This window comes from Streptomyces triticirhizae (assembly GCF_003696235.1).
Classification (GTDB): domain Bacteria; phylum Actinomycetota; class Actinomycetes; order Streptomycetales; family Streptomycetaceae; genus Streptomyces; species Streptomyces triticirhizae.
The window spans coordinates 1-25,640 of the sequence record NZ_RFFJ01000008.1; the positions used below are offsets into that span (position 1 = coordinate 1).

General features: G+C 73.6%; 17 protein-coding genes and 2 pseudogenes. 16 read left to right on the forward strand and 3 right to left on the reverse strand.

Going from position 1 to position 25,640, the window contains the following annotated elements; genetic code table 11:
- The 4 genes and pseudogenes from EBN88_RS03200 to EBN88_RS31505 all read left to right on the forward strand — a co-directional run.
- The coding region (locus EBN88_RS03200) for a type II secretion system F family protein (RefSeq protein WP_199742231.1) at positions 1-300 on the forward strand (300 nt) is incomplete at its 5' end.
- 365 nt (positions 301-665) lie between these two features.
- Positions 666-803: a DUF4244 domain-containing protein gene (locus EBN88_RS31500; protein ID WP_233580419.1), complete on the forward strand. Its 138-nt coding sequence runs from the start codon at positions 666-668 to the stop codon at positions 801-803.
- A complete protein-coding gene (locus tag EBN88_RS03210; protein WP_122182242.1) occupies positions 766-1,128 on the forward strand; it encodes a TadE family type IV pilus minor pilin in 363 nt (120 codons plus the stop codon). The genes EBN88_RS31500 and EBN88_RS03210 overlap by 38 nt, the downstream gene beginning before the upstream one ends.
- Positions 1,112-1,387 (forward strand): annotated as a pseudogene (locus EBN88_RS31505) (Rv3654c family TadE-like protein); the annotation flags it as partial. The gene EBN88_RS03210 and the pseudogene EBN88_RS31505, both read left to right, overlap by 17 nt.
- A gap of 183 nt (positions 1,388-1,570) precedes the next feature.
- On the opposite strand, the gene EBN88_RS03220 reads toward EBN88_RS31505, so the two are convergent.
- Positions 1,571-3,976: a DEAD/DEAH box helicase gene (locus EBN88_RS03220; RefSeq protein WP_233580420.1), complete on the reverse strand. Its 2,406-nt coding sequence runs from the start codon at positions 3,974-3,976 to the stop codon at positions 1,571-1,573.
- A gap of 120 nt (positions 3,977-4,096) precedes the next feature.
- Here EBN88_RS03220 and EBN88_RS03225 point away from each other — a divergent pair, with 120 nt between their 5' ends.
- The 3 genes from EBN88_RS03225 to EBN88_RS03235 all read left to right on the forward strand — a co-directional run bounded on the left by EBN88_RS03225 (position 4,097) and on the right by EBN88_RS03235 (position 7,696).
- Positions 4,097-4,438, forward strand: coding sequence for an STAS domain-containing protein (locus EBN88_RS03225; protein WP_052847650.1), 342 nt, complete (start codon positions 4,097-4,099; stop codon positions 4,436-4,438).
- A gap of 126 nt (positions 4,439-4,564) precedes the next feature.
- Entirely contained in the window at positions 4,565-4,984 is a 420-nt protein-coding gene (locus EBN88_RS03230) for an ATP-binding protein (protein ID WP_122182244.1), read from the forward strand.
- Between the two features lie 348 nt (positions 4,985-5,332).
- On the forward strand, positions 5,333-7,696 hold the full coding sequence (locus EBN88_RS03235) for a sodium-translocating pyrophosphatase (RefSeq protein WP_122182245.1): 2,364 nt from the start codon (positions 5,333-5,335) through the stop codon (positions 7,694-7,696).
- Between the two features lie 135 nt (positions 7,697-7,831).
- On the opposite strand, the gene EBN88_RS03240 is transcribed toward EBN88_RS03235, so the two are convergent.
- Together EBN88_RS03240 and EBN88_RS03245 are read right to left on the reverse strand one after the other, a co-directional pair.
- A complete protein-coding gene (locus tag EBN88_RS03240; RefSeq protein ID WP_122182246.1) occupies positions 7,832-8,242 on the reverse strand; it encodes a VOC family protein in 411 nt (136 codons plus the stop codon).
- 10 nt (positions 8,243-8,252) lie between these two features.
- The gene (locus EBN88_RS03245; protein WP_199742234.1) at positions 8,253-8,774 is read right to left on the reverse strand and encodes a helix-turn-helix transcriptional regulator; all 522 of its coding nucleotides are present in this window, start codon (positions 8,772-8,774) and stop codon (positions 8,253-8,255) included.
- A 382-nt stretch (positions 8,775-9,156) separates the two neighbouring features.
- Here EBN88_RS03245 and EBN88_RS03250 point away from each other — a divergent pair, with 382 nt between their 5' ends.
- The 9 genes and pseudogenes from EBN88_RS03250 (at position 9,157) to EBN88_RS03290 (ending at position 25,609) form a co-directional block, all read left to right on the forward strand.
- Positions 9,157-11,550: an ATP-binding cassette domain-containing protein gene (locus tag EBN88_RS03250; RefSeq protein ID WP_122182248.1), complete on the forward strand. Its 2,394-nt coding sequence runs from the start codon at positions 9,157-9,159 to the stop codon at positions 11,548-11,550.
- A 140-nt stretch (positions 11,551-11,690) separates the two neighbouring features.
- Positions 11,691-12,641, forward strand: a complete 951-nt coding sequence (locus EBN88_RS03255; protein ID WP_122182280.1) for a phosphorothioated DNA-binding restriction endonuclease — start codon at positions 11,691-11,693, stop codon at positions 12,639-12,641.
- Between the two features lie 403 nt (positions 12,642-13,044).
- Positions 13,045-13,641: an HAD family hydrolase gene (locus EBN88_RS03260; protein ID WP_233580422.1), complete on the forward strand. Its 597-nt coding sequence runs from the start codon at positions 13,045-13,047 to the stop codon at positions 13,639-13,641.
- Positions 13,642-13,808: 167 nt separating this feature from the next.
- The gene (locus EBN88_RS31510) at positions 13,809-14,531 is read left to right on the forward strand and encodes a small secreted protein (protein ID WP_233580423.1); all 723 of its coding nucleotides are present in this window, start codon (positions 13,809-13,811) and stop codon (positions 14,529-14,531) included.
- Between the two features lie 64 nt (positions 14,532-14,595).
- Positions 14,596-16,122, forward strand: coding sequence for a N5-glutamine methyltransferase family protein (locus tag EBN88_RS03270; protein WP_233580424.1), 1,527 nt, complete (start codon positions 14,596-14,598; stop codon positions 16,120-16,122).
- A 198-nt stretch (positions 16,123-16,320) separates the two neighbouring features.
- The gene (topA, locus tag EBN88_RS03275; protein ID WP_122182251.1) at positions 16,321-19,206 is read left to right on the forward strand and encodes a type I DNA topoisomerase; all 2,886 of its coding nucleotides are present in this window, start codon (positions 16,321-16,323) and stop codon (positions 19,204-19,206) included.
- Between the two features lie 219 nt (positions 19,207-19,425).
- Complete coding sequence (gene tmk / locus EBN88_RS03280) at positions 19,426-22,335, forward strand: dTMP kinase (RefSeq protein WP_122182252.1); 2,910 nt, start codon at positions 19,426-19,428, stop codon at positions 22,333-22,335.
- Between the two features lie 82 nt (positions 22,336-22,417).
- Positions 22,418-23,539 (forward strand): annotated as a pseudogene (locus tag EBN88_RS03285) (IS630 family transposase).
- Positions 23,540-24,406: 867 nt separating this feature from the next.
- The gene (locus tag EBN88_RS03290; protein WP_122182282.1) at positions 24,407-25,609 is read left to right on the forward strand and encodes a DNA polymerase III subunit delta'; all 1,203 of its coding nucleotides are present in this window, start codon (positions 24,407-24,409) and stop codon (positions 25,607-25,609) included.
- The last annotated feature ends 31 nt before the right edge of the window (positions 25,610-25,640 follow it).

Sequence of the window (25,640 nt, forward strand, 5' to 3'; positions counted from 1 at the left end):
GCCGCCGAGCTGCGGCTCGGCGGCGAACCGGCCGTGGCCTGGGGCCGGTTGGGCGAGTTGCCCGGGGCCGCCCGGCTGGCCAGGCGGCTGGAGTCGGCGGGCAGCAACGGCGTACCGGTGGTGCGGGCGTTCGCGGTCGAGGCGGCGGAGGCGCGCGCCCGGCGGCGTCGGGCGGTCCAGGCCGGGGCGCGTCGGGCGGCCGTGCTGGTCGCCGGGCCACTCGGGCTGTGCTTCCTGCCGGCCTTCCTGCTGATCGGGGTGGCCCCGGTGCTGCTCGCGCTGATCGGGGAGTTGATCTGACCCATGGCCCACCAGCCCGGGACGCCGCGCGCCCCTCCTCGTCCGGCCCCGATGGCCCGGGCGGAGCCCGGCCCAGGCCGTCCGCCGTCACCGCGCGCCCCCGTCCCCCGACCACCGATCAACCGTCACCAGGCGGGCCCCCAGACGGGCCCAGAGAGAGACCGCTCATGCGTTGCCTCAGCCAACGGACCGCCACGCGCGCTCACCAGGCTCAACGTCCCCGATCCGTCCGCCGGTTCGTGCCCCTGCTCGGTCCACGGCTGGCTCCACGGCAGGTCCCACGGTTCGTTCCGGGGCGTGCCGGATGGCTCGTTCCCCGGTCGGGCCCGTGGGGCGCGGTCTGTTCGGGCCGGCGAGAGGCCGGGATGAACACCACCGAGTACGCCATCGGCACCCTCGCCGCCGCTGGCTTCGCCGCCACGCTGCTCACCCTTTCCGACTCCGAGCCTGTGAAGGGGGCGCTGCGTGACGTCATCCTGCGGGCGCTCGACACGCCGCTGTGACCCGGGCGCCGTCACGGTCGAGAGCGCCCTGGTCATCCCCGCCCTGGTGCTCTTCTTCGGAGCGCTGCTCTGCGGGCTCGGTGCCTTCGCCGCCCAGTCGCTGTGCCAGGACGCGGCGCGCGCGGGGGCACGGGCCGCCGCCAGGGGAGAGCCGGCGGAGGAGGTGTCGCGGGTGGCGCGCGACATCGCTCCGGGGAACGCCCGGGTGGAGGTCGGCCGGGACGGCGCGTTCGTGCGGGTCGACGTCTCGGTGCCCTCGTGGGCGACGGGCGTGCTCGGCCTGGCCGTCGAGGGGCGGGCGGTGGCCCATGTCGAGCCCGACTGACCGCGCCGACCGGGGCAGCGCCACGGTCTGGGCGACGCTCATCCTGGTGCTGCTGTGCGCCGTCTTCGGCGCCGTGGTGACGCTCGACCAGGCACTGTCCGCCCGTCAGCGGGCCGCCTCGGCTGCCGACCTGGCGGCGCTCGCCGCCGCCGACCACGCGGCGGCCGGGCCGGACGTCGCCTGCGCCGTGGCGCGGCGGGTGGCCGAGGCGCAGCGCGCCCGGCTGGTCCGCTGTCACCTCGGTGGTGAGGTCGCCGACCTCACCACCGAGGCCACGGCCGGTCCGCACTCCGCCAGGGCCAGGGCCAGGGCGGCGCCCGCCGGCGTTCCCGACCCGGCCACGGACGGTCTCGCCGGCGCCACGGCAGGCGCCCGGGCCAGAGTCACCGCCGGCGCCTCGGGCGGCCTCGCCCGGCCGGGGGGCGGGGGCGTGCGGGGCGGGTCAGGCCGTGGGCCGGCCACGGAGCAGTTGGGTCAGCACGCGGACGGCGCCCGCCTTGTGGAGGGGCTCGTTCCCGTTGCCGCACTTGGGGGACTGGATGCAGGACGGGCAGCCAGCCCGGCACTCGCAGGCGGCGATGGCGTCCCGGGTGGCGGCCAGCCAGCGGGCGGCGGCGTGGAAGGCGCGCTCGGCGAAGCCGGCGCCGCCCGGGTGGCCGTCGTGCACGAAGACGGTCGGCAGCAGGGTGTCCGGGTGCAGCGCGGTGGAGACGCCGCCGATGTCCCAGCGGTCGCAGGTCGCGAAGAGCGGCAGCATCCCGATCGCCGCGTGCTCGGCCGCGTGCAGCGCCCCGGGCAGGATCTCCGGCGTGATCCGCGCGTCGGTCAGCTGGTCCTCCGCCATCGTCCACCACACGGCGCGGGTGCGGAGCGTTCTCGGCGGCAGGTCGAGCCGGGTCTCGCCCAACACCTCGCCGGTCAGCAGCCGCCGCCGCAGATAGGAGACCACCTGGGCGGTGACCTCCACCGACCCGAAACACAGCCGGGCGTCGCCCCACGGCACCTCGACGTCGGTCTCCAGCACCGACAGCTCGGTGACCTCCCTGGCCGAGGTGGACCAGGGCGGGTTGGACTCCTCGACCAGCGCGACGGAGTCCGCCAGGTCCAGCTCCCGGACCACGAAGCTCTGCCCCCGGTGCAGATGGACGGCGCCCTCGTGCACGGTGGTGTGGGCCGCCGCCGAGTCCACGGTGCCCAGCAGCCGGCCCGTCGCGGCCTCCACCACCCGCACCGGCTCGCCGCCCTTCCCCCGGATGTCCACGAGGTCGGCCGCCCGCTCCCGGCGGGTCCAGTACCAGCTGCGGCCGCGTTGCCGCAGCAGGCCCCGGTCGGTCAGCTTGGGCAGCAGCTCGGCGGCCGTCGGGTCGAACAGGGGGGCCGGGCCTTCCGCGAAGTCGGCATCGGTGAGCGGGAGTTCAGCGGCGGCGGCGCACAGGTGCGGGGCCAGCACATAGGGGTTCCCCGGGTCCAGCACGGTGCTCTCCACCGGCCGTTCGAACAGCGCCTCGGGGTGGTGCACCAGATAGGTGTCCAACGGGTCGTCACGGGCGATCAGCACGGCGAGCGCGCCCTGCCCGCGCCGCCCCGCGCGCCCGGCCTGCTGCCAGAGCGAGGCCCGGGTGCCGGGGTAGCCGGCCAGCAGCACGGCGTCCAGCCCCGCGATGTCCACGCCCAGCTCCAGCGCCGTGGTGGCGGCCAGCCCCAGCAGCTCGCCGCTGTGCAACGCCCGTTCCAACTCCCGCCGTTCCTCCGGCAGATAGCCGCCCCGATAGGCCGCGACCCGGCCGGCCAGCGTTCGGTCGAGGGCGGCCAGCCGGTCCTGGGCGATCAGCGAGATCAGCTCGGCGCCACGCCGGGAGCGGACGAAGGTCACCGTGCGCACCCCCGCGCCGGCCAGGTCGGCGAGGAGGTCGGCGGCCTCGGCGGTGGCGGTCCGCCGTACGGGGGCGCCCCGTTCGCCCCTGCCCTCGACCAGCGGAGGCTCCCACAGGGCGAAGACCAACTCGCCACGCGGCGAGGCGTCCTCGGTCACCTCGGCCACCGGCAGCCCGACGAGTCGACCCGCCGAGGCGCCGGGCTCGGCGGTGGTCGCCGAGGCCAACAGGAAGACCGGCTCCGCACCGTGGTGCGCGCAGACGCGGCGCAGCCGGCGCAGCACCTGCGCCACATGCGAGCCGAAGACCCCCCGGTAGACATGGCACTCGTCGATCACCACATAGCGCAGCGCCCGCAGGAAGGAGGACCAGCGCCGGTGGCCCGGCAGCAGGCCGGTGTGGAGCATGTCCGGGTTGGTGAGCAGCAGGTTGGCGTGCTCCCTGGCCCAGGCCCGCTCCTCCGGCGGGGTGTCCCCGTCGTAGACGGCGGGCCGGACGGCGGTGCCCAGCGGTTCGGCGAGCCGGCGTATCGCCCGCCACTGGTCGGCGGCCAGGGCCTTGGTCGGCGCCAGATAGAGCGCGGTCGCGCCCCGCCGGTTGGGGGCCGTCTGGCCCTCCAGCAGCACGCTGAGCACCGGCACCTGGTAGGTCAGTGACTTGCCCGAGGCCGTCCCCGTGGACACCACGACCGAGGACCCCCGCACGGCGTGCTCCACGGCCCTGGCCTGGTGCGCCCAGGGCCGGTCGATGCCGGCGGCGCGCACCGCGTCCAACACCTCGTCACGTATGCCTTCCGGCCAGTTGGCATGGACCTCGCCCCGGCCGGGCAGCTGCTCCGTATGAGTGATGCGGAGTGACCGGTCCCCCGGTTCGCTCAGCCGTGCCAGCACCGCCTGCGGAGACCGACGGCGGCCGTCCGCCTCGGTGGCGTTCGGGGGTGACTGGTAGGGGCGCACAAGGAACGAGTCTGTCACTGGTCCGACGGACAATGGCTGTAAGACGTCGTGCTGGGCATGAGGTAAGTGGTTGAATGCCCTGGCGGCTGCCGATCCAGGGGGGCGACCGCTCGTTAGCAAGGTGCTGGAGGACGATCCGTGGACCTGTCCCTTTCGACCCGAACCGTGGGCGACCGTACGGTCGTCGAGGTCGGCGGCGAGATCGACGTATACACCGCGCCCAAGCTGCGCGAACAGCTGGTGGAGCTGGTCAACGACGGCAACCACCACCTCGTGGTGGACATGGAGCGCGTTGACTTCCTGGACTCCACGGGACTGGGTGTGCTGGTGGGTGGCCTGAAGCGCGTGCGGGCCCAGGAGGGCTCGCTGCGCCTGGTGTGCAACCAGGAGCGCATTCTCAAGATCTTCCGGATCACCGGACTGACCAAGGTGTTCCCGATCCACGAGTCCGTGGACGAGGCCATCGCGGCCACCGACTGAGGCGTGGCGACCGGTCGCCCGGCAGCCGTTCGAAAGATCACCAGCGACCCGCCCCGGCCGCGACGGTCGACCCAGTGTCGACAGCACGGCCGGGGCGGTCTGTCCGCATCACCAAGGGGGATGGGTATGGCCACCGTCGAACTCCGCTTCAGCGCGTCCCCGGAGCATGTGCGAACCGCCAGGTTGGTCGCCGCCGCGGTCGCCAGAAGGGCCGGGGTCGACGAGTCGGCGCTGGACGAGTTGCGCCTCGCCGTGGGCGAGGCGTGCAGTCGCGCCGTGGGTCTGCACGCCATCCACGGTCTGACGAGCCCGGTGCGGGTGGTGCTGACCGAGGGGGAGAAGTCCTTCTCGATCGAGGTCGGCGACGACGCGCCCAGCGCGGTGCCGGCGCCCCGTGACTCCTCCGCCGGCGAGGCCGCCGAGGACACCGACGAGTTGGGGCTGGCGGTGATCAGTGGCCTGGTGGACGACGTGGAGGTCATCTCCGCCGCCAACGGCGGTGCCATCCGCATGAGTTGGCCCGCGTCCACGCCGTCCTTCCCCTGAGTCCCCGAGCCCCGGGCCCTTGAGGCTCTGGGTTCCTGGGTCCCGCGTTACCCGTCTCCTGGTCGGCGCCGTCCCGGCGGTGCTGGTCAGGAGATTTCTGTTCTCATGATCGCCATTCGCGATCTCCTTTCATGATGGGTGAATACAAGATCGCATTCCCATGATCGATGTCCGCGATCATGGAAATGTGATCTTGCATTCACGGTCCGCGCTTTCCCGATGTTTACGCGTGGGCCCCCTGATGCGGTCATTCTGCTCCGCGTCCCCTGTGCCGATCCGCGATATCTCTCTACACTCCGGCGACGTCTGTCAGTTTTCCGTAGCACGCCTGAGCGTCGAGGAGGACGAATGGCACACCCCCATGTCATACAGGCAGCCGAGGCCGTCGAACTCACCAGTGGGAACCGGGCGCTGGTCCTGCTGATCGCCGTGGTCGCGCTGGCGGCCCTGGGACTGGCGATCGTTCTGGTGCGACAGGTCCTGGCGGCCAGCGAGGGCACCGAGAACATGCGGAAGATCGCCGCCGCGGTTCAGGAGGGCGCCAACGCCTATCTCGCCAGACAACTCCGTACCCTCGCCGGATTCGCCGTCGCCGTCGTCTTTCTCCTGCTGCTGCTCCCCGCCGACGACTGGAACGAACGAATCGGCAGGTCCGTGTTCTTCGTCGTGGGCGCCGCGTTCTCGGCCGGCACCGGCTATCTCGGAATGTGGCTCGCGGTGCGCAGCAATGTCCGGGTGGCGGCAGCGGCGCGTGAGGCGGGAGAAAAGGATCTGGTGTCGGTACGTCACCAGGCCATGCGCATCGCCTTTCGCACCGGCGGCGTGGTCGGCATGTTCACCGTGGGCCTCGGCCTGCTGGGCGCCGCGTGCGTGGTGTTGGTCTACACGGCCGACGCGCCCAAGGTGCTGGAGGGATTCGGGCTCGGGGCCGCGTTGATCGCGATGTTCATGAGGGTGGGCGGCGGCATCTTCACCAAGGCCGCCGACGTCGGCGCCGACCTGGTCGGCAAGGTCGAGCAGGGCATCCCCGAGGACGACCCGCGCAACGCCGCGACCATCGCCGACAACGTGGGCGACAACGTCGGCGACTGCGCCGGCATGGCCGCCGACCTCTTCGAGTCCTACGCCGTGACCCTGGTCGCCGCGCTGATCCTGGGCACGGTCGCCTTCGGCGACGCCGGCCTGGCGTTCCCCCTGCTGGTGCCGGCGATCGGGGTGCTGACCGCGATGGCCGGGATCTTCCTGGTCGCGCCGCGCCGCGCCGACCGGACCAGCATGACCGCCATCAACCGGGGCTTCTTCCTCTCGGCCGGCATCTCGCTGGCCCTGGTCGCCGTCGCCACCTATGTCTATCTCCCGGGCAGCTTCGCCGAGTTGGACGGCGTCACCGACGCGGCGATCGCGACCCACGACGCCGACCCCCGGCTGTTCGCGCTGACGGCCGTGGCCATCGGCATCGTGCTGGCGGCGTTGATCCAACAGCTCACCGGCTACTTCACCGAGCCGTCCCGGCGCCCGGTCCAGGACATCGGCCGGACCTCGCGGACCGGGCCGGCGACCGTGGTGCTGGCCGGCTTCTCGCTGGGCCTGGAGTCCGCCGTCTACACGGCGCTGCTGGTCGGCCTCAGCGTCTACGCGGCCTTCGCGCTCGCCGGCGGCACGGTGATGCTGGCGCTCTTCGCGGTGGCCCTGGCCGGCACCGGCCTGTTGACCACGGTGGGCGTGATCGTCGCCATGGACACCTTCGGCCCGGTGGCCGACAACGCGCAGGGCATCGCCGAGATGTCCGGCGACGTGGAGGGCGACGGCGCCCAGGTGCTGACCGACCTCGACGCGGTGGGTAACACCACCAAGGCCGTCACCAAGGGCATCGCCATCGCCACGGCGGTGCTGGCCGCCGCCGCGCTCTTCGGCTCCTACCGGGACGCGGTCGCCGACGCCGTCGGCGACGCCGGCCTGACGGCGGAACAGGTGCTCGCCGAGACCGCGCTCAGCCTCGACATATCCCAGCCCAACAACCTGGTGGGCCTGATCATCGGGGCGGCCGTGGTCTTCCTCTTCTCGGGGCTCGCGATCAACGCGGTCTCCCGTTCGGCGGGTTCGGTGGTCTACGAGGTGCGCCGCCAGTTCCGGACCCGCCCCGGGATCATGGACGGCACCGAGCAGCCCGAGTACGGCAGGGTCGTGGACATCTGCACCAGGGACTCGCTGCGGGAGCTGGCCACGCCGGGGCTGTTGGCGGTGATGGCGCCGATCGCCGTCGGGTTCAGCCTCGGCATCGGCCCGTTGGGCGCCTATCTCGCGGGCGCCATCGGCACCGGCATCCTGATGGCGGTCTTCCTGGCCAACTCTGGCGGCGCCTGGGACAACGCCAAGAAGCTGGTCGAGGACGGGCACCACGGGGGCAAGGGCAGCGAGGCCCATGCCGCCACGGTGATCGGCGACACGATCGGCGACCCGTTCAAGGACACGGCGGGTCCCGCCATCAACCCGCTGCTCAAGGTGATGAACCTGGTCGCGCTGCTGATCGCCCCCGCCGTGATCACCCTCAGCTACGGGGACGACGCCAACGCGGGGGCGCGCGCCGTGATCGCGGCCCTGGCGGTGGCGGTGATCGTGGCCGCCGTCCAGGCCTCGCGCCGGCGCGGCATCGCGGTGGACGACGCCGCCGACGCCGACGACGCCAGGGACGGGGCGACGGCGGGCGGCTGAGCCCCTCGGCGGGCCGGGTGCGACGGGGCCGGCGCCGCCCGCGCCCGCGATGGTCCGGGCCACCATCGCGGGCGCGGGGCGCGGGGCGCGGGGCGCGAGGAACCGCCCCCTCGTCGGCTCGTCGCCGGCCGGCGATCAGCGCGCCTGGTTGAAGCGCAGCATGTTGCCGGCCGGGTCGCGGAAGGCGCAGTCGCGCACGCCATAGGGCTGGTCGATCGGCTCCTGCACCACCTCGCCGCCGGCGGCGCGGATGCGTTCGAAGGTGGCGTCGACGTCGTCGGTCGAGAAGATCACGCCGCGCAGCATCCCCTTGGCCAGCAGCTCCTCCATCGCCCGACGGTCGGCCGCCGATGCGGTGGGGTCGGCGAGCGGGGGTTCCAGGACGATCTCCACGCCCGGCTGCTCGGGGGAGCCGACTGTCAGCCAGCGCATCCCCTCGAACGACACGTCGTTGCGCACCTCAAGCCCGAGGACGTCGCGGTAGAAGGCCAGGGCCTTGTCGGGGTCGTCAACGGCGATGAAGCACTGTGAAAGCTTGATGTTCATGTCGACGACGCTACGAGCCGACGTCCGACTCCGCTTCTCCGATCCTGACCAATCGCCGTTCGCCCAGGGATCGGCCCTTGTCCAGGGATCGGCCCTTGTCCAGGGATCGGCCGTCGCCCAGGGATCGGCCTCTGTCCGGGGATCGGCTGTCGCCCACGGAACGACCGTCGCCGCCGCTCGCCCGCCTGTTCCTGGCCGGCCGGGTGAGGTCCTTGGCGACGCAGGCCGGGATCGCCGCGCCCGCCTCGTGGCGGCGCGCGCGGTAGGCGCTCGGGCTCACGCCGACCAGCTCGGTGAAGCGTGAGCTGAACGACCCCAGCGAGGTACAGCCCACCGCGAAGCAGACCTCCGTCACGCTCAGGTCCCCCCGGCGCAGCAGCGCCTTGGCCCGCTCGACCCGCCGCGTCATCAGGTAGGTGTACGGGGTCTCCCCGTAGGCGGCGCGGAAGCTGCGGGAGAAGTGGCCCGGCGACATGAGGGCGACCCGCGCCAGCGCGGGAACGTCCAGGGGCCGCGCGTACTCGCGGTCCATCGCGTCCTTGGCGCGGCGCAGCCGCCTCAGGTCCTCCAGGTTCACGGCTCCTCCGGGTGCACCCCGCCAGCATCGCACGGGGCACCGACAGCGGCCCGGCGCGGAAGGCGCGCGAGAGACGCGCGGGGAGCGGGGACGCTATCCTCACCCTTCGGCCAGAAGTTCACGCCATGTTCGTGGGCTGCGGCGACCCCGGTGCCGGTCGCCGTCTCCGCCAGGGGCGATCCGCCCCGGCCGCGCCCGACGAGGCGCGGCGATCCGGCGGTGGCCGTGCCATTCGACCGACCCCATCCCATCTGACCTGAACCGACCCGATCATGTTCGCGCACGCGGCCCTGCCGCGCGCGAGGAGCGCTTCGGGCCGCACTGAGGGAGAACCACCATGAGCAACGGCACCGGCGGGGACGCCCGGACCTCCCAACCACCCGTCGCGGCGGACAGCCACGACCTGATCCGCGTGCGCGGCGCGCGGGAGAACAACCTGAAGGACGTCGACGTCGAGATCCCCAAGCGCCGGCTGACGGTCTTCACCGGCGTCTCGGGGTCCGGCAAGAGTTCGCTGGTCTTCGGCACCATCGCCGCCGAGTCGCAGCGCCTGATCAACGAGACCTACAGCGCGTTCCTCCAGGGCTTCATGCCCACGCTCTCCCGCCCCGAGGTGGACCTGCTGGAGGGGCTGACCACGGCGATCATCGTGGACCAGGAGCGGATGGGCGCCAACCCCCGTTCCACCGTGGGCACGGCCACCGACGCCAACGCGATGCTGCGGATCGTCTTCAGCCGGCTCGGCCAGCCGCACGTCGGCTCGCCCAACGCGTTCTCGTTCAACGTCCCCTCGGTCAGGGGCGCCGGCGCGATCACCGTCGAGGGGGCCGACGGCAAGCGGACCGAGAAGCGGACCTTCCAGGTCACCGGCGGGATGTGCCCGCGCTGCGAGGGCATGGGCTCGGTGACCGACATCGACATCACCCAGCTCTACGACGACAGCAGGTCGCTCAACGAGGGCCCGTTCACCATCCCCGGCTACAACGCCGACGGGTGGAACGTGAAGATGTTCGTCGCGTCCGGCTTCTTCGATCCGGACAAGCCGATCCGCGACTACTCCGAGCGGGAGCTGCACGACCTGCTCCGCAAGGAGGCGACCAAGATCAGGTTGGCGGGCGCGAACATGACCTACGAGGGGCTGCTGCCCCGGGTCCAGAAGTCGTTCCTCTCCAAGGACCGGGAGGCGATGCAGCCGCACATCCGGGCGTTCGTGGACCGCGCGGTCACCTACACCGACTGCCCCGACTGCGGCGGCACCCGGCTCAACGAGGCGGCGCGGTCGTCCCGGATCAGCGGGATCAACATCGCCGAGGCCTGCGCGATGCAGATCAGCGACCTGGCCGCCTGGGTGCGGGACCTCGAAGCGCCCTCGGTGGCGCCGCTGCTCGCCGGGCTGCGCGGGACGCTCGACTCGTTCGTGGAGATCGGCCTCGGCTATCTCTCGCTCGACCGGCCCTCGGGCACCCTCTCCGGCGGCGAGGCGCAGCGCGTGAAGATGATCCGCCACCTCGGCTCCTCCCTCACCGACGCGACCTACGTCTTCGACGAGCCCACCGTCGGCCTGCACCCGCACGACATCCAGCGGATGAACGACCTGCTGCTGCGGCTGCGCGACAAGGGCAACACGGTCCTGGTCGTCGAGCACAAGCCGGAGACGATCGCGATCGCCGACCATGTCGTCGACCTCGGTCCGGGCGCGGGAACGAACGGCGGCACCGTCTGTTTCGAGGGCACCGTGGCGGGGCTGCGCGCCAGCGACACGCTCACCGGCCGCCACCTCGACGACCGGGCCGCGCTCAAGGAGAAGGTGCGCACGCCCAGCGGCCGGCTGGCGATCCGGGGCGCGACGGCGCACAACCTGCGGAACGTCGATGTCGACATTCCGCTCGGCGTGCTGGTCGTGGTCACCGGCGTGGCCGGCTCCGGCAAGAGTTCGCTGGTGCACGGTTCGATCCCGGCGGGCGAGAACGTGGTCTCCGTCGACCAGTCCGCGATCCGTGGCTCCCGGCGGAGCAACCCGGCGACCTACACCGGGCTGCTCGACCCGATCCGCAAGGCGTTCGCGAAGGCCAACGGCGTGAAGCCGGCGCTGTTCAGCGCCAACTCGGAGGGCGCCTGCCCGCACTGCAAGGGCGCCGGCGTCATCTACACCGACCTGGGGATGATGGCCGGGGTCGCCACGGTCTGCGAGGAGTGCGAGGGGAAGCGGTTCCAGGCGGCCGTGTTGGACTACCACCTCGGCGGCCGCGACATCAGCGAGGTGCTCGCGATGTCGGTGACCGAGGCGGAGGCGTTCTTCGGCGCCGGCGAGGCGCGCATCCCGGCCGCGCACCGCATCCTGCGCCGGCTGGTGGACGTCGGCCTCGGCTACCTCAGCGTCGGCCAGCCGCTCACCACGCTCTCCGGCGGCGAGCGGCAGCGGCTCAAGCTGGCCACGCACATGGGCGAGAAGGGCGGCGTCTACGTTCTCGACGAGCCGACGACCGGTCTCCATCTGGCCGATGTCGAACAACTGCTGGGCCTGCTCGATCGGTTGGTGGACTCCGGCAAGTCGGTGATTGTCATCGAGCATCACCAGGCGGTCATGGCCCATGCCGACTGGATCATCGACCTGGGCCCCGGCGCCGGCCACGAGGGCGGCCGGATCGTCTTCGAGGGCACCCCGGCCGACCTGGTCGCCGCCCGTTCCACCCTGACCGGCGAGCACCTGGCGGAGTACGTCGGCGCCTGACCGGCCGTTCCCCCGGCGCGCGTTCGGCGGCTCCCCCCTGCGGACCGGGGAGCCGCCGGCACCCCTGGACGCGGCGCCGGCACCCCTGGATGCGGCGTCGGCACCCTGCGAGCATGGCCGCCATGACCGTGTCGATCCCCATGCCCAGGGACCAACTCCTGGACCGGCTGGCCGCGTTGCGCCGGGCGCGGGTGGCCGGCCGGCGCGCGCCGCACAAGGCGCTGCTGCTGCTGTGGCTGCTGGGCCGGTTCGCCGCCACCGGGCGCACCGAGGTCAGCTACGCGGAGGCCGAGGAGCCGGTCTCCGCGCTGATCAACGACTTCGGCCCGCCGGCCCGGGCGGCTACGGCCCGTCAGCGGGCGGCGATGCCGTTCGTCCATCTGGAGCGGGAACTCTGGGAGTTGACCGACGCCGAGGGCCGCCCGCTGCCACCCGAGACGCCCGAGCGCGGCACGCTCCTGCGCAGGACGGGCGCGCGCGGGCGGCTGCGCGCCGAGGTCGAGCTGGCGCTGGCCGAGCCCGGGGTGCTCGCCGACTGCGCCCGGCTGCTGCTGGACGAGCACTTCACCCCCGCCATCGACGGGCTGGTCGTCGAGGCGGCCGGGCTTGAGCTGACCGAGGTGGAGGGCGTGGCCCACCGCCTGGTGGCCGGCGGCCGGCGCCGGGCGCGGAGCGCCGGCTTCGCTCGGGCGGTGCTGGAGGCGTATGGCCACGCGTGCGCGATGTGCGGGTTCGACGGCGCGCTGGACCGGCGGCCGGTCGGCCTGGAGGCGGCGCACATCCGCTGGCACAGCCAGGACGGGCCGGACCGGCTGGCCAACGCGTTGGCGCTGTGCGCCCTGCACCACACGCTCTTCGACCTGGGTGCGCTGGGCCTGACCACCGAGGGGCGCATCCGGGTCTCCGCGCGCTTCGAGGCGCGTTCGGCGAGCGGCCGGGAGACCCGGGCGCTGGCGGGTCGCCCGCTGGCCGCGCCGCGCGGCGGACACCCGGGGCCTGGGCGGGCGTTCGTCGCCTGGCACGGCGCCGAGGTGTTCAAGGAGGCGCCGAGCACCTCGGGGCGCGAGGCCGCGCCGGTGCCCGCAGGTTGAAGATCGTGCTGGTCGCCCTCGGGGCCACCCGAGGGCGGCACGTTCCGACAGCAGCGCCAGCTGGTCTCCTCCGCCGCCTCCGCGTGCACCCGCCGTCGCAGGGGACCCACGCCAGCCGTCGTCGCGAAGGGAGGCATTCCAGACGATCTTCCGGCGTTCGCGCGCCAGTTCGTAGGGTGGACGCGACCAGGCGGCCGGGCGGGCCCCGGCCCGGCCCGACGTGTGAGGACCAACCACCGTGACAGCGCGCCCCGTTGACCCCGTCGGCCCGGCCGAAGCCGTTGACCCGGCTGAGGCCGCTGAAGCCGCTGAAGCCGCTGAAGCCGTTGACCCGGCTGAGGCCGTTGAAGCCGATGACGCCGGAACCGTTCCCGAGGTCGGTCCTGGGCCCGTTCCCGAGGCCGTGCTGTGCGATCTGGACGGGGTGTTGCGGCACTGGGACCCCGCGCTGATGCCCGGGCTGGAGCGCGAGTACGGGCTGGCGCCCGGCTCGTTCACGCGGGCGGCGTTCCGCCCGGAGCGGCTGCTGCCGGCGGTGACCGGCGCGGTGACGGACGAGGAGTGGCGCGCGGCGGTCGCGGAGGATCTCGCGCCGGCGTGCGGGGCGCGAACGCGGGCGCGCGCCCTGGTGGCCGCCTGGACCGAGACGCCGGGAACGGTGGACGCCGAGGTGCTCGCGCTGTTGACGGCGGTCAGGCGCCGGGTCCCCGTGGTGCTTGTGACCAACGCCACCACCCGGCTCGACGCCGACCTCGCCGCGCTGGGCCTGACCGGGGCGGTGGACGCGGTGGTCAACTCAGCCCGGGAGGGCGTCGCCAAGCCGGAGCCGGAGATCTTCCGCATCGCGGCCGGCCGGGCCGGCGTTCCCGCTGGTCGTTGCCTGTTCGTCGACGACACGGCCGGCCATGTGACGGCCGCTCGGCGGCTGGGCATGACGGGCCTGCACCACTGTGAGAACGCCGCGCTGCGGCGAGCGTTGGGCGCGCTGCTCGGCCCCTGACGCGGCGTCGGCGGCCCACCGACAACCCACCGACACCCCGCCGATGACGCACCGATGACGCACTGATGCAAATGGCTGCACATCGGGACATCGCTGCCGACCGTCACTCGGAAGAGGGATGTTCGCCGTGTAAGTTCCCGCCCGAGCGGCACGAAGGGACGAGGAACGTGAAGAAGAAGCTCCCGGTGGCACTGTCGGTGGTGACGGGCTGCGCGGCGATGGCGTTCACGCTGACGGCCTGTGGCGGTGACGACAGCGAGAAGGCCGACGAGTGGGCCCAGAGCGTCTGCGACCAGGTGCAGCCGCAGGTCGAGGCGATCCAGCGGGCCAACACGGCCATCGCCGAGGCCAGCGACGGCAGCCGTTCCCCCGAGGAGGTGCAGGAGGCCGACGCGGAGGCGTTCCAGAACATCTCGGACGCCTACGGCGCGCTCGCCGACGCCGTGGACTCGGCCGGCGACCCGCCGGTGGACGACGGCGCCCGGCTGCGCGAGGACGCGGTCACCGAGCTGCGCGGCATCTCCGAGGCGTATGGGCAGCTCAGGGAGACGATGGACGGCCTGGACACCTCCGACCAGGGCGCCTTCGCCGAGGGCCTCCAGGAGATCGCCGGCCAGCTGGAGGAGTTGGGCCAGAGCGGCGACGAGGCGCTCAACGAACTCCAGTCCGGCGAGCTGGGCGACGCGATGGGGCGTCAGGAGGGCTGCCAGAGTCCGTCGGCGCCCAGCGAGACGGAGGGCGACCAGGGTGAGGGCGCCACCGACGAGGGCGCGGACGCCGGCGCGGAGGAGGAAGCCGAGGAGGGCGCCGAGGAGGGCGCGGACGCCGACGAGGGGAGCGGCGAGGACCCGGAGGAGGCCGGGGAGGGCGAGGCGGAGTCGGGGGAGTAGCCCGGGCGGAACGCGTGACGGGCCGCGTGATCGCCGTGATCGCCGCCGTGGCCACAATGGTCGCGTGAGTATCCATGGTCTTCCCGCCCCCGGGCCCGGCGCCGCGCGCCTGCGCGAGGCCCTGCTGGCCGCCTCCTTCACCCCCGACGGCGTGCTCGACCTGCTGGGCGCCCCGGCGTACGCGGCGCTCGCGCGGGGCGAGACCGTGCCCGCGCTCCGCGCCACCCGCGAGGACGCCGGGCCGCTGGCCACGTTGACCCAGCTCTTCCTCCTCGGCCAGGCCCTGCCGGCCGCCCGGGTGGCCGCCGCGCTGCCCGCCCACCAGGCCCTGGCCGACGGCTGGTTGATGCCGGCCGAGACCGGCGAAGCCGAACTCCTGCGCGCCGCCGTCGACATCCGCCCCTACGCCGGCGACGCCGGGGAGAACTGGTGGATCGTCTCGGACACGGGGCGCGCGGTCGCCGGGGGCGCCGGGGCGCACGGCCAGGGGCGCGACGTGGTGCTGGGCGCCGGGGGCGCCTCGACCACGCTGGCGCAGCTCACCCTCCGCGAGCCGGTGGGCCGGGCCCTCGACCTCGGCACCGGCTCGGGCGTGCAGGCGCTCCATCTGACCCGCCACGCCCGGCAGGTCACCGCGACCGACCTCAACCCCCGCGCGCTCCGCGTCGCCGCGCTCACCCTCGCGCTCTCCGGCGCGCCCGAGATCGACCTGCGCCAGGGCTCGCTCTTCGACCCCGTGGAGAACGACGAGCCGTTCGACCTGATCGTCTCCAACCCGCCGTTCGTGATCTCCCCGGCCGCCCCGGGCGCCGGCCTGACCTACCGCGACGGCGGCCTGCCGGGCGACGCGCTCTGCCGCACCCTGGTGGGCTCGGCCGCCGAGCGGCTCGCCCCCGGCGGCTACTGTCAACTGCTCGCCAACTGGGAGCAGTTGGCCGACGAGGACTGGCGCGACCGGCTCGCGTCCTGGGTGCCGCCCGGCTGCGACGCCTGGATCGTGCGGCGCGAGGAGCAGGACGTCAACGAGTACGCCGAGCTGTGGCTGCGCGACGCCGGCGCGCACCGGGGCGACCCGGCCGACTACCAGCTCGCCTACCACGCCTGGCTCGACGAGTTCGCGGCGCGCGGGGTGCGTTCCGTCGGCTTCGGCTGGATCACCCTGCGCCGCTCGGACGCCGCCGATCCGGCCGTTCTGATCGAGGACTGGCCACACTCGGTCGAACAGCCGCTCGGCGCGATCGTTCCCGGGCACTTCGCGCGCCAGGACTTTCTCGGCGCCCACGACGACGAGGCGCTGCTCGCCGCCCGCTACACCCTCGCCGACGGCGTGGTGCAGGAGCAACTGGGCCAGCCGGGTGCCGAGGACCCGGAGCACGTGGTCCTGCGCCAGCGCCACGGGATGCTCAGGGCGACCGCGATGGACACGGTCAGCGCCGGTTTCGCCGGCAGCTGTGACGGAAGCCTCGCCGCCGGCGCGCTGTTGGACGCGATCGCCCAGCTGGTTGACGAGGACCCGGCAAGGCTGCGGGTGACCGCTCCGCAGTGGCTCCGTCCCCTCGTTGAGCAGGGCTTTCTGCTGCCCGCCGACTGACCGCCGGCCCCGCCCCGGGCCCCGGGCCGGACCCCGGCGACGGGCGTTGGGGGTGTCACCGGGCGGCGGGATGGGCGGCTCTCGGGTTACCGTTCGAGATGCGTTGCGGGGTTTTCCCATTTGACACGCAGCAGGGATGTACCGTCACACTCCGCACCGTCAGAACTTTCCCCCCGGGCTGGAGAGAAGAGCGAGAAGTTGTCCCCGACCAGCGACACCGCCGATGGCGGACGCCGACTCGTCATTGTGGAGTCGCCCGCCAAGGCCAAAACGATCAAGGGCTACCTCGGCCCCGGATATGTGGTCGAGGCCAGCGTGGGGCACATCCGTGACCTCCCCAGCGGCGCCGCCGAGGTGCCGGCCGAGTACAAGGGCGAGCCCTGGGCTCGGCTCGGTGTCAACGTCGAGGAGAACTTCCAGCCGCTGTACGTCGTCAACAGCGACAAGCGCGACCAGGTCCGCAAGCTCAAGCAGCTGCTCGCCGAGTCCGACGAGCTGTACCTGGCCACGGACGAGGACCGCGAGGGCGAGGCGATCGCCTGGCACCTGCGGGAGGTGCTCAAGCCCAAGGTCCCGGTGCGCCGGATGGTCTTCCACGAGATCACCAGGGACGCCATCAGGGCGGCGGTCAACAACCCGCGCGAGCTGAACCAGCTGCTGGTCGACGCCCAGGAGACGCGCCGCATCCTGGACCGGCTCTACGGCTACGAGGTCTCCCCCGTCCTGTGGAAGAAGGTCATGCCCCGGCTGTCCGCCGGCCGGGTGCAGTCCGTGGCGACCCGCCTGGTCGTGGAGCGGGAACGGGAGCGGATCGCGTTCCGCTCCGCCGAGTACTGGGACCTCACCGGCACCTTCGCGGCGCGCGGCGAGGCCGCCACCTTCGACGCCAGGCTGACCGCCGTGGACGGCCGCCGGATCGCGCAGGGCCGGGACTTCGGCCCCGACGGCGAACTCCGCAACCCCGCGCAGGTCACCCAGCTCAGCGAGGAGAACGCCCGCGCGCTCGCCGCCGCCCTGGCCGACACGACGTTCGCGGTGCGCTCCGTCGAGTCCAAGCCGTACCGCCGTTCCCCGTACGCCCCGTTCCGCACCACCACGCTCCAGCAGGAGGCGTCCCGCAAGCTCGGCATGGGCGCCAAGGCCGCGATGCAGGTGGCGCAGCGGCTCTACGAGAACGGCTTCATCACCTATATGAGGACCGACTCGACGACCCTGTCGGAGACGGCGGTCGCCGCGGCCAGGTCCCAGGTCACCCAGCTCTACGGCGCGGACTACCTGCCCGACCGGCCCCGCGTCTACGCCAGCAAGGTGAAGAACGCCCAGGAGGCGCACGAGGCGATCCGCCCCTCCGGCGACCGCTTCCGCACCCCGGCCGAGACCGGGCTGACGGGCGATCAGTACCGGCTCTACGAGCTGATCTGGAAGCGCACCGTCGCCTCCCAGATGAAGGACGCGGTCGGCCAGTCGGTCGCCGTCCGGGTCGCCGGGACCAGCGCGGACGGGCGGGACTGCGAGTTCAGCGCGACCGGCAAGGTGATCACCTTCCACGGCTTCCTCAAGGCCTACGTCGAGGGCGCCGACGACCCCAACGCCGAACTCGACGACCGGGAACGCCGGTTGCCGGCCGTCGCCGAGGGCGACCCGCTGGCCGCCCGCGCCATCACCCCCGACGGCCACGCCACCAAGCCGCCGGCCCGCTACACCGAGGCGACGCTGGTCAAGGAGCTGGAGGAACGGGAGATCGGCCGCCCGTCCACCTACGCCAGCATCATCGGCACCATCCTGGACCGGCGCTACGTCTTCAAGAAGGGGACGGCGCTGGTGCCGTCGTTCCTCTCGTTCGCCGTGGTCAACCTGCTGGAACAGCACTTCGGGCGGCTGGTCGACTACGACTTCACCGCCAAGATGGAGGACGACCTCGACCGGATCGCCACCGGCGACGCCGAGGCCGTGCCGTGGCTGCGCCGCTTCTACTTCGGCGAGGGCGAGGGCCAGGGCACCGCCGCCGAGGCGGGCAACGGGGACGGCGACCACCTGGGCGGGCTCAAGGAGCTGGTCACCGACCTGGGCGCGATCGACGCCCGGGAGATCTCCTCGTTCCCCGTCGGCGAGGGCATCGTGCTGCGGGTCGGCCGCTACGGGCCCTATGTCGAGGCGCCGCCCGAGCCCGGCCAGGAGGGCGAGCCGGGCAAGCGGGCCGACGTGCCGGACGACCTGCCGCCGGACGAGCTGTCCGTCGACCTGGCCAAGGAACTGCTGGCCAAGCCGAGCGGCGACTTCGAGCTGGGCGTCGACCCGGAGAGCGGCCGGCAGATCGTGGCGCGGGACGGCCGCTACGGGCCCTATGTCACCGAGGTGTTGCCCGAGGGCACGCCCAAGTCCGGCAAGAACGCGGTGAAGCCGCGCACCGCCTCGCTGCTGAAGTCGATGGCGCTGGACAGCGTCACGTTGGAGGACGCGCTCCGGCTGCTGTCGCTGCCCCGGGTGGTGGGCGTGGACCCCGAGTCCGGGCAGGAGATCACCGCGCAGAACGGGCGGTACGGGCCGTACCTCAAGAAGGGCACCGACTCCCGGTCGCTGGAGACCGAGGAGCAGATCTTCACCATCACCCTGGAGCAGGCCCTCGCCATCTACGCGCAGCCCAAGCAGCGCGGCCGGGCCGCCGCCAAGCCGCCGCTGAAGGAGCTGGGCGAGGACCCGACCAACGGGCGCCCCGTGGTGGTCAAGGACGGGCGTTTCGGTCCCTATGTCACGGATGGCGAAACCAACGCGACGCTGCGCAGGGACGACGACCCGGAGACCATCACCCCGGAGCGCGGCTTCGAGCTGCTCGCGGAGCGGCGGGCGAAGGGGCCGGCGAAGAAGACCGCCAAGAAGACGGCGAAGAGCGCGGCCAAGAAGAGCACGACGAAGACGGCGGCGAAGAAGACCGCCGCGAAGAAGACGGCGACCAGAACCGCGACCAAGAAGACCGCGACGAAGAAGGCCGCCGCCAAGAAGACCGCGACGAAGACCGCGACGAAGACCGCGACGAAGAAGGCGGCGGCGCGGGCGGGGGGCTCGGAGGACTCCGCCGAGGGGTGAGCCGCGCGGGGCCGGTGCGGGGCCGGCGGTTTCCGCTGGTCGGCGGCGGCCGGCTCCGCTGGTCGGCGGCCGACTCGGCCCCGGGGTCGGCGGCCCGTGGCCCTCCGCCCGGGCTTTTGTCAGTGGGGCGGAGTAACCTCTGTTCTCCCCAAGACCGTTGGCCGGGCAGGTGTGCGGGCGGGCGGTCCTCCTCAGATTCCGTAAGGTTACGCTGGCCGAATGACGCGAGCAGAGCAACCCCGGGTTGTTGACCCCACCACGGGCGCCACCGACGAGGCGCTCGTCGCGGACTCCCGTGACCGTGCCCGAGGGGCACTGTTGCAGGTCCCAGCCCTCCGCCGGCTGTGGGAGGCGCACTTCACCAGCGGCATAGGCGACGCCCTGGCCCTGCTGGCGCTGGTGCTGCTCACCGTCCAGGCCGCCCTGCACGTGCCGGAGTCCGGCGAGCCGCTCTTCGGCGGCGAGTACCGGGGGCTCGCGCTGGCCGTCACCGCCGCCTTCGCGGTGCGGCTGCTGGGCACCGGCCTCGCCGGGGTGCTGCTGCTCGGCCCGGTGGCCGGACTGCTCGCGCCCGAGGGGCCGTTGGACCGCCGCTGGACGATGATCGGCGCCGACGCGCTGCGCGCCGCGCTGCTGATCGTCGCCCCGCTCTGGATCGACTGGGCGCCCGACGACGCCTATGTCTACGTGCTGGCGACGATCTTCGTGGCCAGCGTCGCCGAGCGGATCTGGGTCGCCTGCCGGGACAGCGTTGCCCCCGCGCTGCTGCCCCCGCCGCCGCCCGAGGGCGCCGCGATCCGGCCACTGCCCGACCACCACGACGCGCTGCGCCGCCTCTGGCTGCGCGGCGGCTATGTGGCGCTGCCGGTCGCGGCCCTCACCCTGGTCGGCGCCTCGCTGGTGAGCAACCTCCTGGCCACCGGGCTCGACTGGTTCGACACCCACCAGGCGGCGCTCGCGTCCTATGTGGCCGCCGGGTACTTCGCGGCCGCCATCTCCGTCCTCTACTTCCTGCGGCTTCCGAGCGGCGAGGGGCGCCGGCCCGTCTCGCCGCTGGTCGGGCTGCGCCGCCCGGCCGCCGGCACCAAGCCGGACAAGGGCCGCACCGGCGCCATCCCGGTGCTGGTCCTCGGTTGCGCGGCCGTCGCCGCCGGCATCGCGGCGGCCGGCGCGCTCGGCGTGCTCCGCGTCGCCGAACTGGGCGGCGGGCCCGTCTCCTACGGGCTGTTGACGCTCGGCCTCACCGGCGGCGTGGTCGCCGGCGTCCGGCTCGCGCCGAGCACCCTGCGAGCGCTCTCCCGGCGGCGGCTGTTCGCCCTGGCGATCGCCCTGACCGGGCTCGGCCTCTTCGGCGTCGGCCTGATCGCCGACCCGGCCACCGTGCTCTTCACCGCAGCCGCCACCGGCCTGCTCGCCGGCATCGCCGCCCAGACCGGGCACACCCTGCTCGACCAGGAGACCGAGGACTTCCGCCGCCCCCAGCTCACCCAGCACCTGCACGCCGTGGTGCGGGTCGCCGTGGCGCTGGCCCTGCTCGCCGGCCCGCTGGCCGCCGCGCTGATCGGGCCGCACCGGGTGGTGCGCGGCGACTTCGTGCTGGACCACGGCGGCGCCGCCTACACGCTGACCATCGTCGGCGTGCTGCTGCTGCCCGTCGCGGCCGTCGTGCTCGGCCGCACGGACGACCGCAGGGGCGTCCCGCTGCGCAAGGACATCGGCGCCGCCGTGCGCGGAGGCACCGAGCCGGTCAGCGCCCCCGCCGAGAAGGGCTTCTTCATCGCCGTCGAGGGCGGGGACGGCGCCGGCAAGTCCACCCAGGTCGAGGCGCTCGCCGAGTGGATCAGGAGCAAGGGCCACGAGGTCGTCGTCACCAGGGAGCCGGGCGCCACGCCGATCGGGCAGCGGCTGCGCGGCATCCTGCTCGACGTCGCCTCGGGCGGCCTCTCCCACCAGGCCGAGGCGCTGCTCTACGCGGCCGACCGCGCCGAGCACGTCCACTCCGTGATCAACCCGGCGCTGGAGCGCGGCGCGGTCGTCATCACCGACCGCTACGTCGACTCCTCCGTCGCCTACCAGGGCGCCGGCCGCGACCTCTCGGCCGTGGAGATCTCCCGCATCTCGCGCTGGGCGACCGAGGGTCTCGTCCCGCACCTCACGGTGCTGCTGGACGTCTCGCCCGAGACCGCCAGGGAACGCTTCACCGAGGCGCCGGACCGGCTGGAGTCCGAGCCGAGCGAGTTCCACCAGCGGGTCCGCGCCGGCTTCCTGGCGCTGGCCGCCGCCGACCCCGCGCGCTACCTGGTGATCGACGCCGGCCAGGACCCGGAGTCGGTGACCATGGCCGCCCGGCACCGCCTCGACCAGATGCTGCCGCTCTCCGAGGCCGAGGTGCGGGCCCGCGAGGAGGCCCGGCGCAAGGCCGAGGAGGAGGCCCGCCGGCTCGCCGAGGAGGAGCGCAGGCGCAAGGAGGAGGAGGCCCGCCTGGAGCGAGAGCGCCAGGAGGAGGCCGCCCGGCAGGAGCGCGCCCGGCAGGAGGAGTTGGCCAGGCAGCGGGCCGAGGAGGCCGAGCGGCTGCGCCGCGAGGAGGAGGAGCGTCTCCGCGTCGAGGAGGCCCGTCGGGCCGAGGAGGCCAGGCTCCGCGCGGAGGAGGCCGCCAGGGCCGCCGAGGAGCAGCGCCGCCGCCGGGAGGCGGAGGAACGACTCCGCCGCGAGGAGGAGGAACGCCGCCTGCGGGAGGCCGAGGAGGAGGCCAGGCTCCGCGCCCAGGCCGAGGAGCTGCGCCGCGAGAAGCAGCGCCGCGCCGAGGAGGCGCTGCTGCGCGCCGAGGAGGCGCGGGCAGCGGCGGCGGACAACCAGACCACGGTGCAGATCCCGCACGCCTACCCGGGCGAGCAGGGCGCCCCTGGCGACAACGAGGAGACGGCCGTGCTGCCCCGGCCCGACGCGGGGGAGGCCGTCGACCAGACGCGCCCGCTGCCCCGGGTCGAGGAGGAGGCGGCGTCCCGCAGGGACCGGCGGCCGGAGTGGGCGGAGGAGACTCCGCTGGACGATGTGCCCACGCTGGCCGACGAGTTGCTCGGCCCCCGGCCGACCGACGACGAGCCGGACGACGAGGACGGTCGCCGCTAGTGCTCTGACCGCATAGGTTCGCCGGGTTGGCGGTCATGACGGTTGGATGGGTGGTGACGTCCGAACTGATCCTGGAGGCGCGGTGGCCGAGCCTGTCCGTGTGCGCAGACTGACCGACCAGGAGGGGCAGAAGCCGCAGCAGATCGTGCGCCGCGGTAGCAGCAGCTCGGTGCGCTACCGGCGCGCGATGATGTTGCTGGCGTCGGCCGGCGGGAACCGGGTGCCGGTGATCGCCCAGCTGGTGCAGGCCGACGAGGACACCGTGCGTGATGTGATCCACCGGTTCAACGAGATCGGCCTGGCCTGCCTGGACCCTCGGTGGGCGGGAGGCCGTCCCCGCCTGCTCAGTCGTGACGACGAGGACTTCGTCGTCCAGACGGCCACCACTCGCCCCACCAAGCTCGGCCAGCCCTTCACTCGCTGGTCGCTGCGCAAGCTGGTCGCCTACCTGCGGAAAGTCCACGGCCGGATGATCCTCATCGGCCGCGAGGCGTTACGCGGCCTGCTCGCCCGCCGCGGCATCACCTTCCAGCGCACCAAGACCTGGAAGGAATCCCCTGATCCCGATCGCGACGCCAAGCTCGACCGCATCGAGCATGTGCTGGACCGCTTCCCGGACCGGGTCTTCGCGTTCGACGAGTTCGGCCCGCTCGGGATCCGGCCCACCGCCGGCTCGGGCTGGGCCGAACAGAAACACCCCGACCGACTGCCTGCCACCTACCACCGCACTCATGGAGTCCGGTACTTCCACGGCTGCTACTCGGTCGGCGACGACACCCTGTGGGGCATCAACCGCCGCAGGAAAGGCGCCGGGAACACTCTGGCAGCGCTGAAGTCGATCCGCGCCGCCCGGCCCGACGGCGCACCGATCTACGTGATCCTGGACAACCTCTCCGCCCACAAAGGCACCGACATCCGCCGCTGGGCAAAGAAACACAAGGTCGAGCTGTGTTTCACCCCGACCTACGCCTCGTGGGCGAACCCGATCGAGGCCCATTTCGGACCGCTGAGGTAGTTCACCATCGCCAACTCCCACCACCCCAACCACACCGTGCAGACCCGGGCCCTGCACGCCTACCTACGGTGGCGCAACGCCAACGCCCGCCATCGCGACATCCTGGCCGCCCAACGCAAGGAACGCGCCCGCGTCCGCAGCGAGAAGAGCATCCGCTGGGGCGGACGCCCCCTCGCCACCGCACCCTGAACGACCCGGCGAACCTATGCGGTCAGAGCACCAGCCCCTGGCCGGGGCGGCTCTCCGAAGGCCCGGCCCCGGGGGGCCGGGCCCCTGTCTCGCCGGGCGGCGTTCGTTCCCGCCGACGTGGCCCGTTCCGCCTCCGGCGGCCGGGGCGTCGGGTACGCGCCTTGGCTGGCCCCGCCGTTGCCGTGCGGGCGCACCGTCAGGCGTGGGTGGTGCGTTGCTCAGGCGGCGGGTGGCTACCGTTCCGCCGTGGTCGGGAGGGCTCCTCGGGCCCGCGCGTTCGACTCGTGTCCCCTTTCCTCAGGCTTCGGTTGGTACGGGGCCCGCTTCGCCGCCCCGTCGTTGGCCGGGCGAGGTGCGGCCCCGCCCGGGGCCGCCGGTGCGGGTTCTGCTGACCGTCGGCTGTGCGGCGGCTCGGACCGCCGGCGGCGTGGTGCCTCGCCGGGGCGGCTGCTGTCGCGTGGCGTCGGCACTGGTGCCGTTCCGTCCCAGGGCCCGGGCCTCCGGTGTGGCCATGTCCGCCCGCCTTGGGCTCCGGCCGGGCCTGGGGCCGGCTTCGCTCCGCTGAGGCGGCGGCGTCCGTCGCTCACCTGCCGCGGCCGCCGGTTGTTGTGGCCCGGGAGCCATTCCACGCCCGGCTCGGGCCGAGCCTTCGTCTCCGCCGCGAACGGCCGTCGCCGTCGCCCCGCACCGGGGTCCCCGTTCGTCGTTCCCCGTCGCGGGTCGAGCGGGCCGGTCCGGCCGGGGGCCGGCTCCGGAGGCCAGGCGCCAGCCGTTGTCAGTGCCGTGCCGCACAATGGTCGACGGCGCGTTCGTCCGAGGCGGGGCGGGGTCGGGGCGCCAGCCCGAAGAACGTTGGAGGTGACCGCGATGCCCGTGTGGGACGACCTGGTTGGCCAGGAGCGGGTGGCGGGCCAGTTGGCCGCCGCCGCCCGGGACGCGGACGCCTATGTCACCGCCGTCGAGCGCGGCGACGAGCCCGAGCTGTCCGGTTCGTCGATGACGCACGCCTGGCTCTTCACCGGCCCGCCCGGGTCCGGCCGGTCCACGGCCGCCCGCGCCTTCGCCGCCGCGCTCCAGTGCGTCAGCCCGGACCGCGCGCTGGGCGGTCAGCCGGGCTGCGGGTTCTGCGACGGCTGCCACACCTCGTTGATCGGCACGCACGCCGACGTCGAGGTCGTCCGCACCGACCTGCTCACCATCGGCGTCAGAGAGACCAGGGAGCTGGTCCGCCGCGCCCAGCTCTCGCCGGCCGGCGGGCGCTGGCAGGTGATCGTCCTGGAGGACGCCGACCGGCTGACCGAGGGCGCGGGGAACGTGCTGCTGAAGGCCGTCGAGGAGCCGGCCCCGCGCACGGTCTGGCTGCTGTGCGCGCCGTCCACCGAGGACGTGCTGCCCACCATCCGCTCCCGCTGTCGCCAACTGCCGTTGCGCACCCCGCCGGTGGCCGCCGTGGCGGATCTGCTGGTCCGGCGCGACGGCATCGAGCCCGAGGTCGCCGAGGCCGCCGCCCGCGCCACCCAGGGCCACATCGGCCGGGCCCGCAGGCTCGCCACCGACGAGCGGGCCAGGGCCCGCCGGCTGGCGGTGCTGCGGCTGCCGGAGCGGGCGGCGGACGTGGGCGGGGCGCTGCGCGCCGCCCAGGAGTTGGTGGACGCGGCGGCCGAGGACGCCAAGCAGCTCGCCGAGGAGCTGGACGGCAGGGAGACGGAGGAGCTGCGGACGGCCCTGGGCGCGGGCGAGGGCAAGCGGCTGCCCCGGGGCACCGCCGGCGTGATGAAGGAGCTGGAGGACCGCCAGAAGCGCCGCGCCACCCGCACCCAACGGGACGCGCTGGACCTGGCGTTGACGGATCTCACCGCGTTCTACCGGGATGTGCTGGCGCACCAGCTGGGCTATGCCGGCGGGCTGGCCGGCGGGGAGAGCGAGGAGTCCGTCCGGCGCGTCGCCGCCGCCACCCGGCCGGAGCGGACGTTGCTGCGGATGGAGGCGGTGCTGGAGTGCCGCCGCGCCCTCGATCGGAACGTCGCCCCCCTGCTGGCCGTGGAGGCGATGACGATGGCCCTGCGCTGACAGGTACGCTCACCCGGAGTCCGTGCCAGCA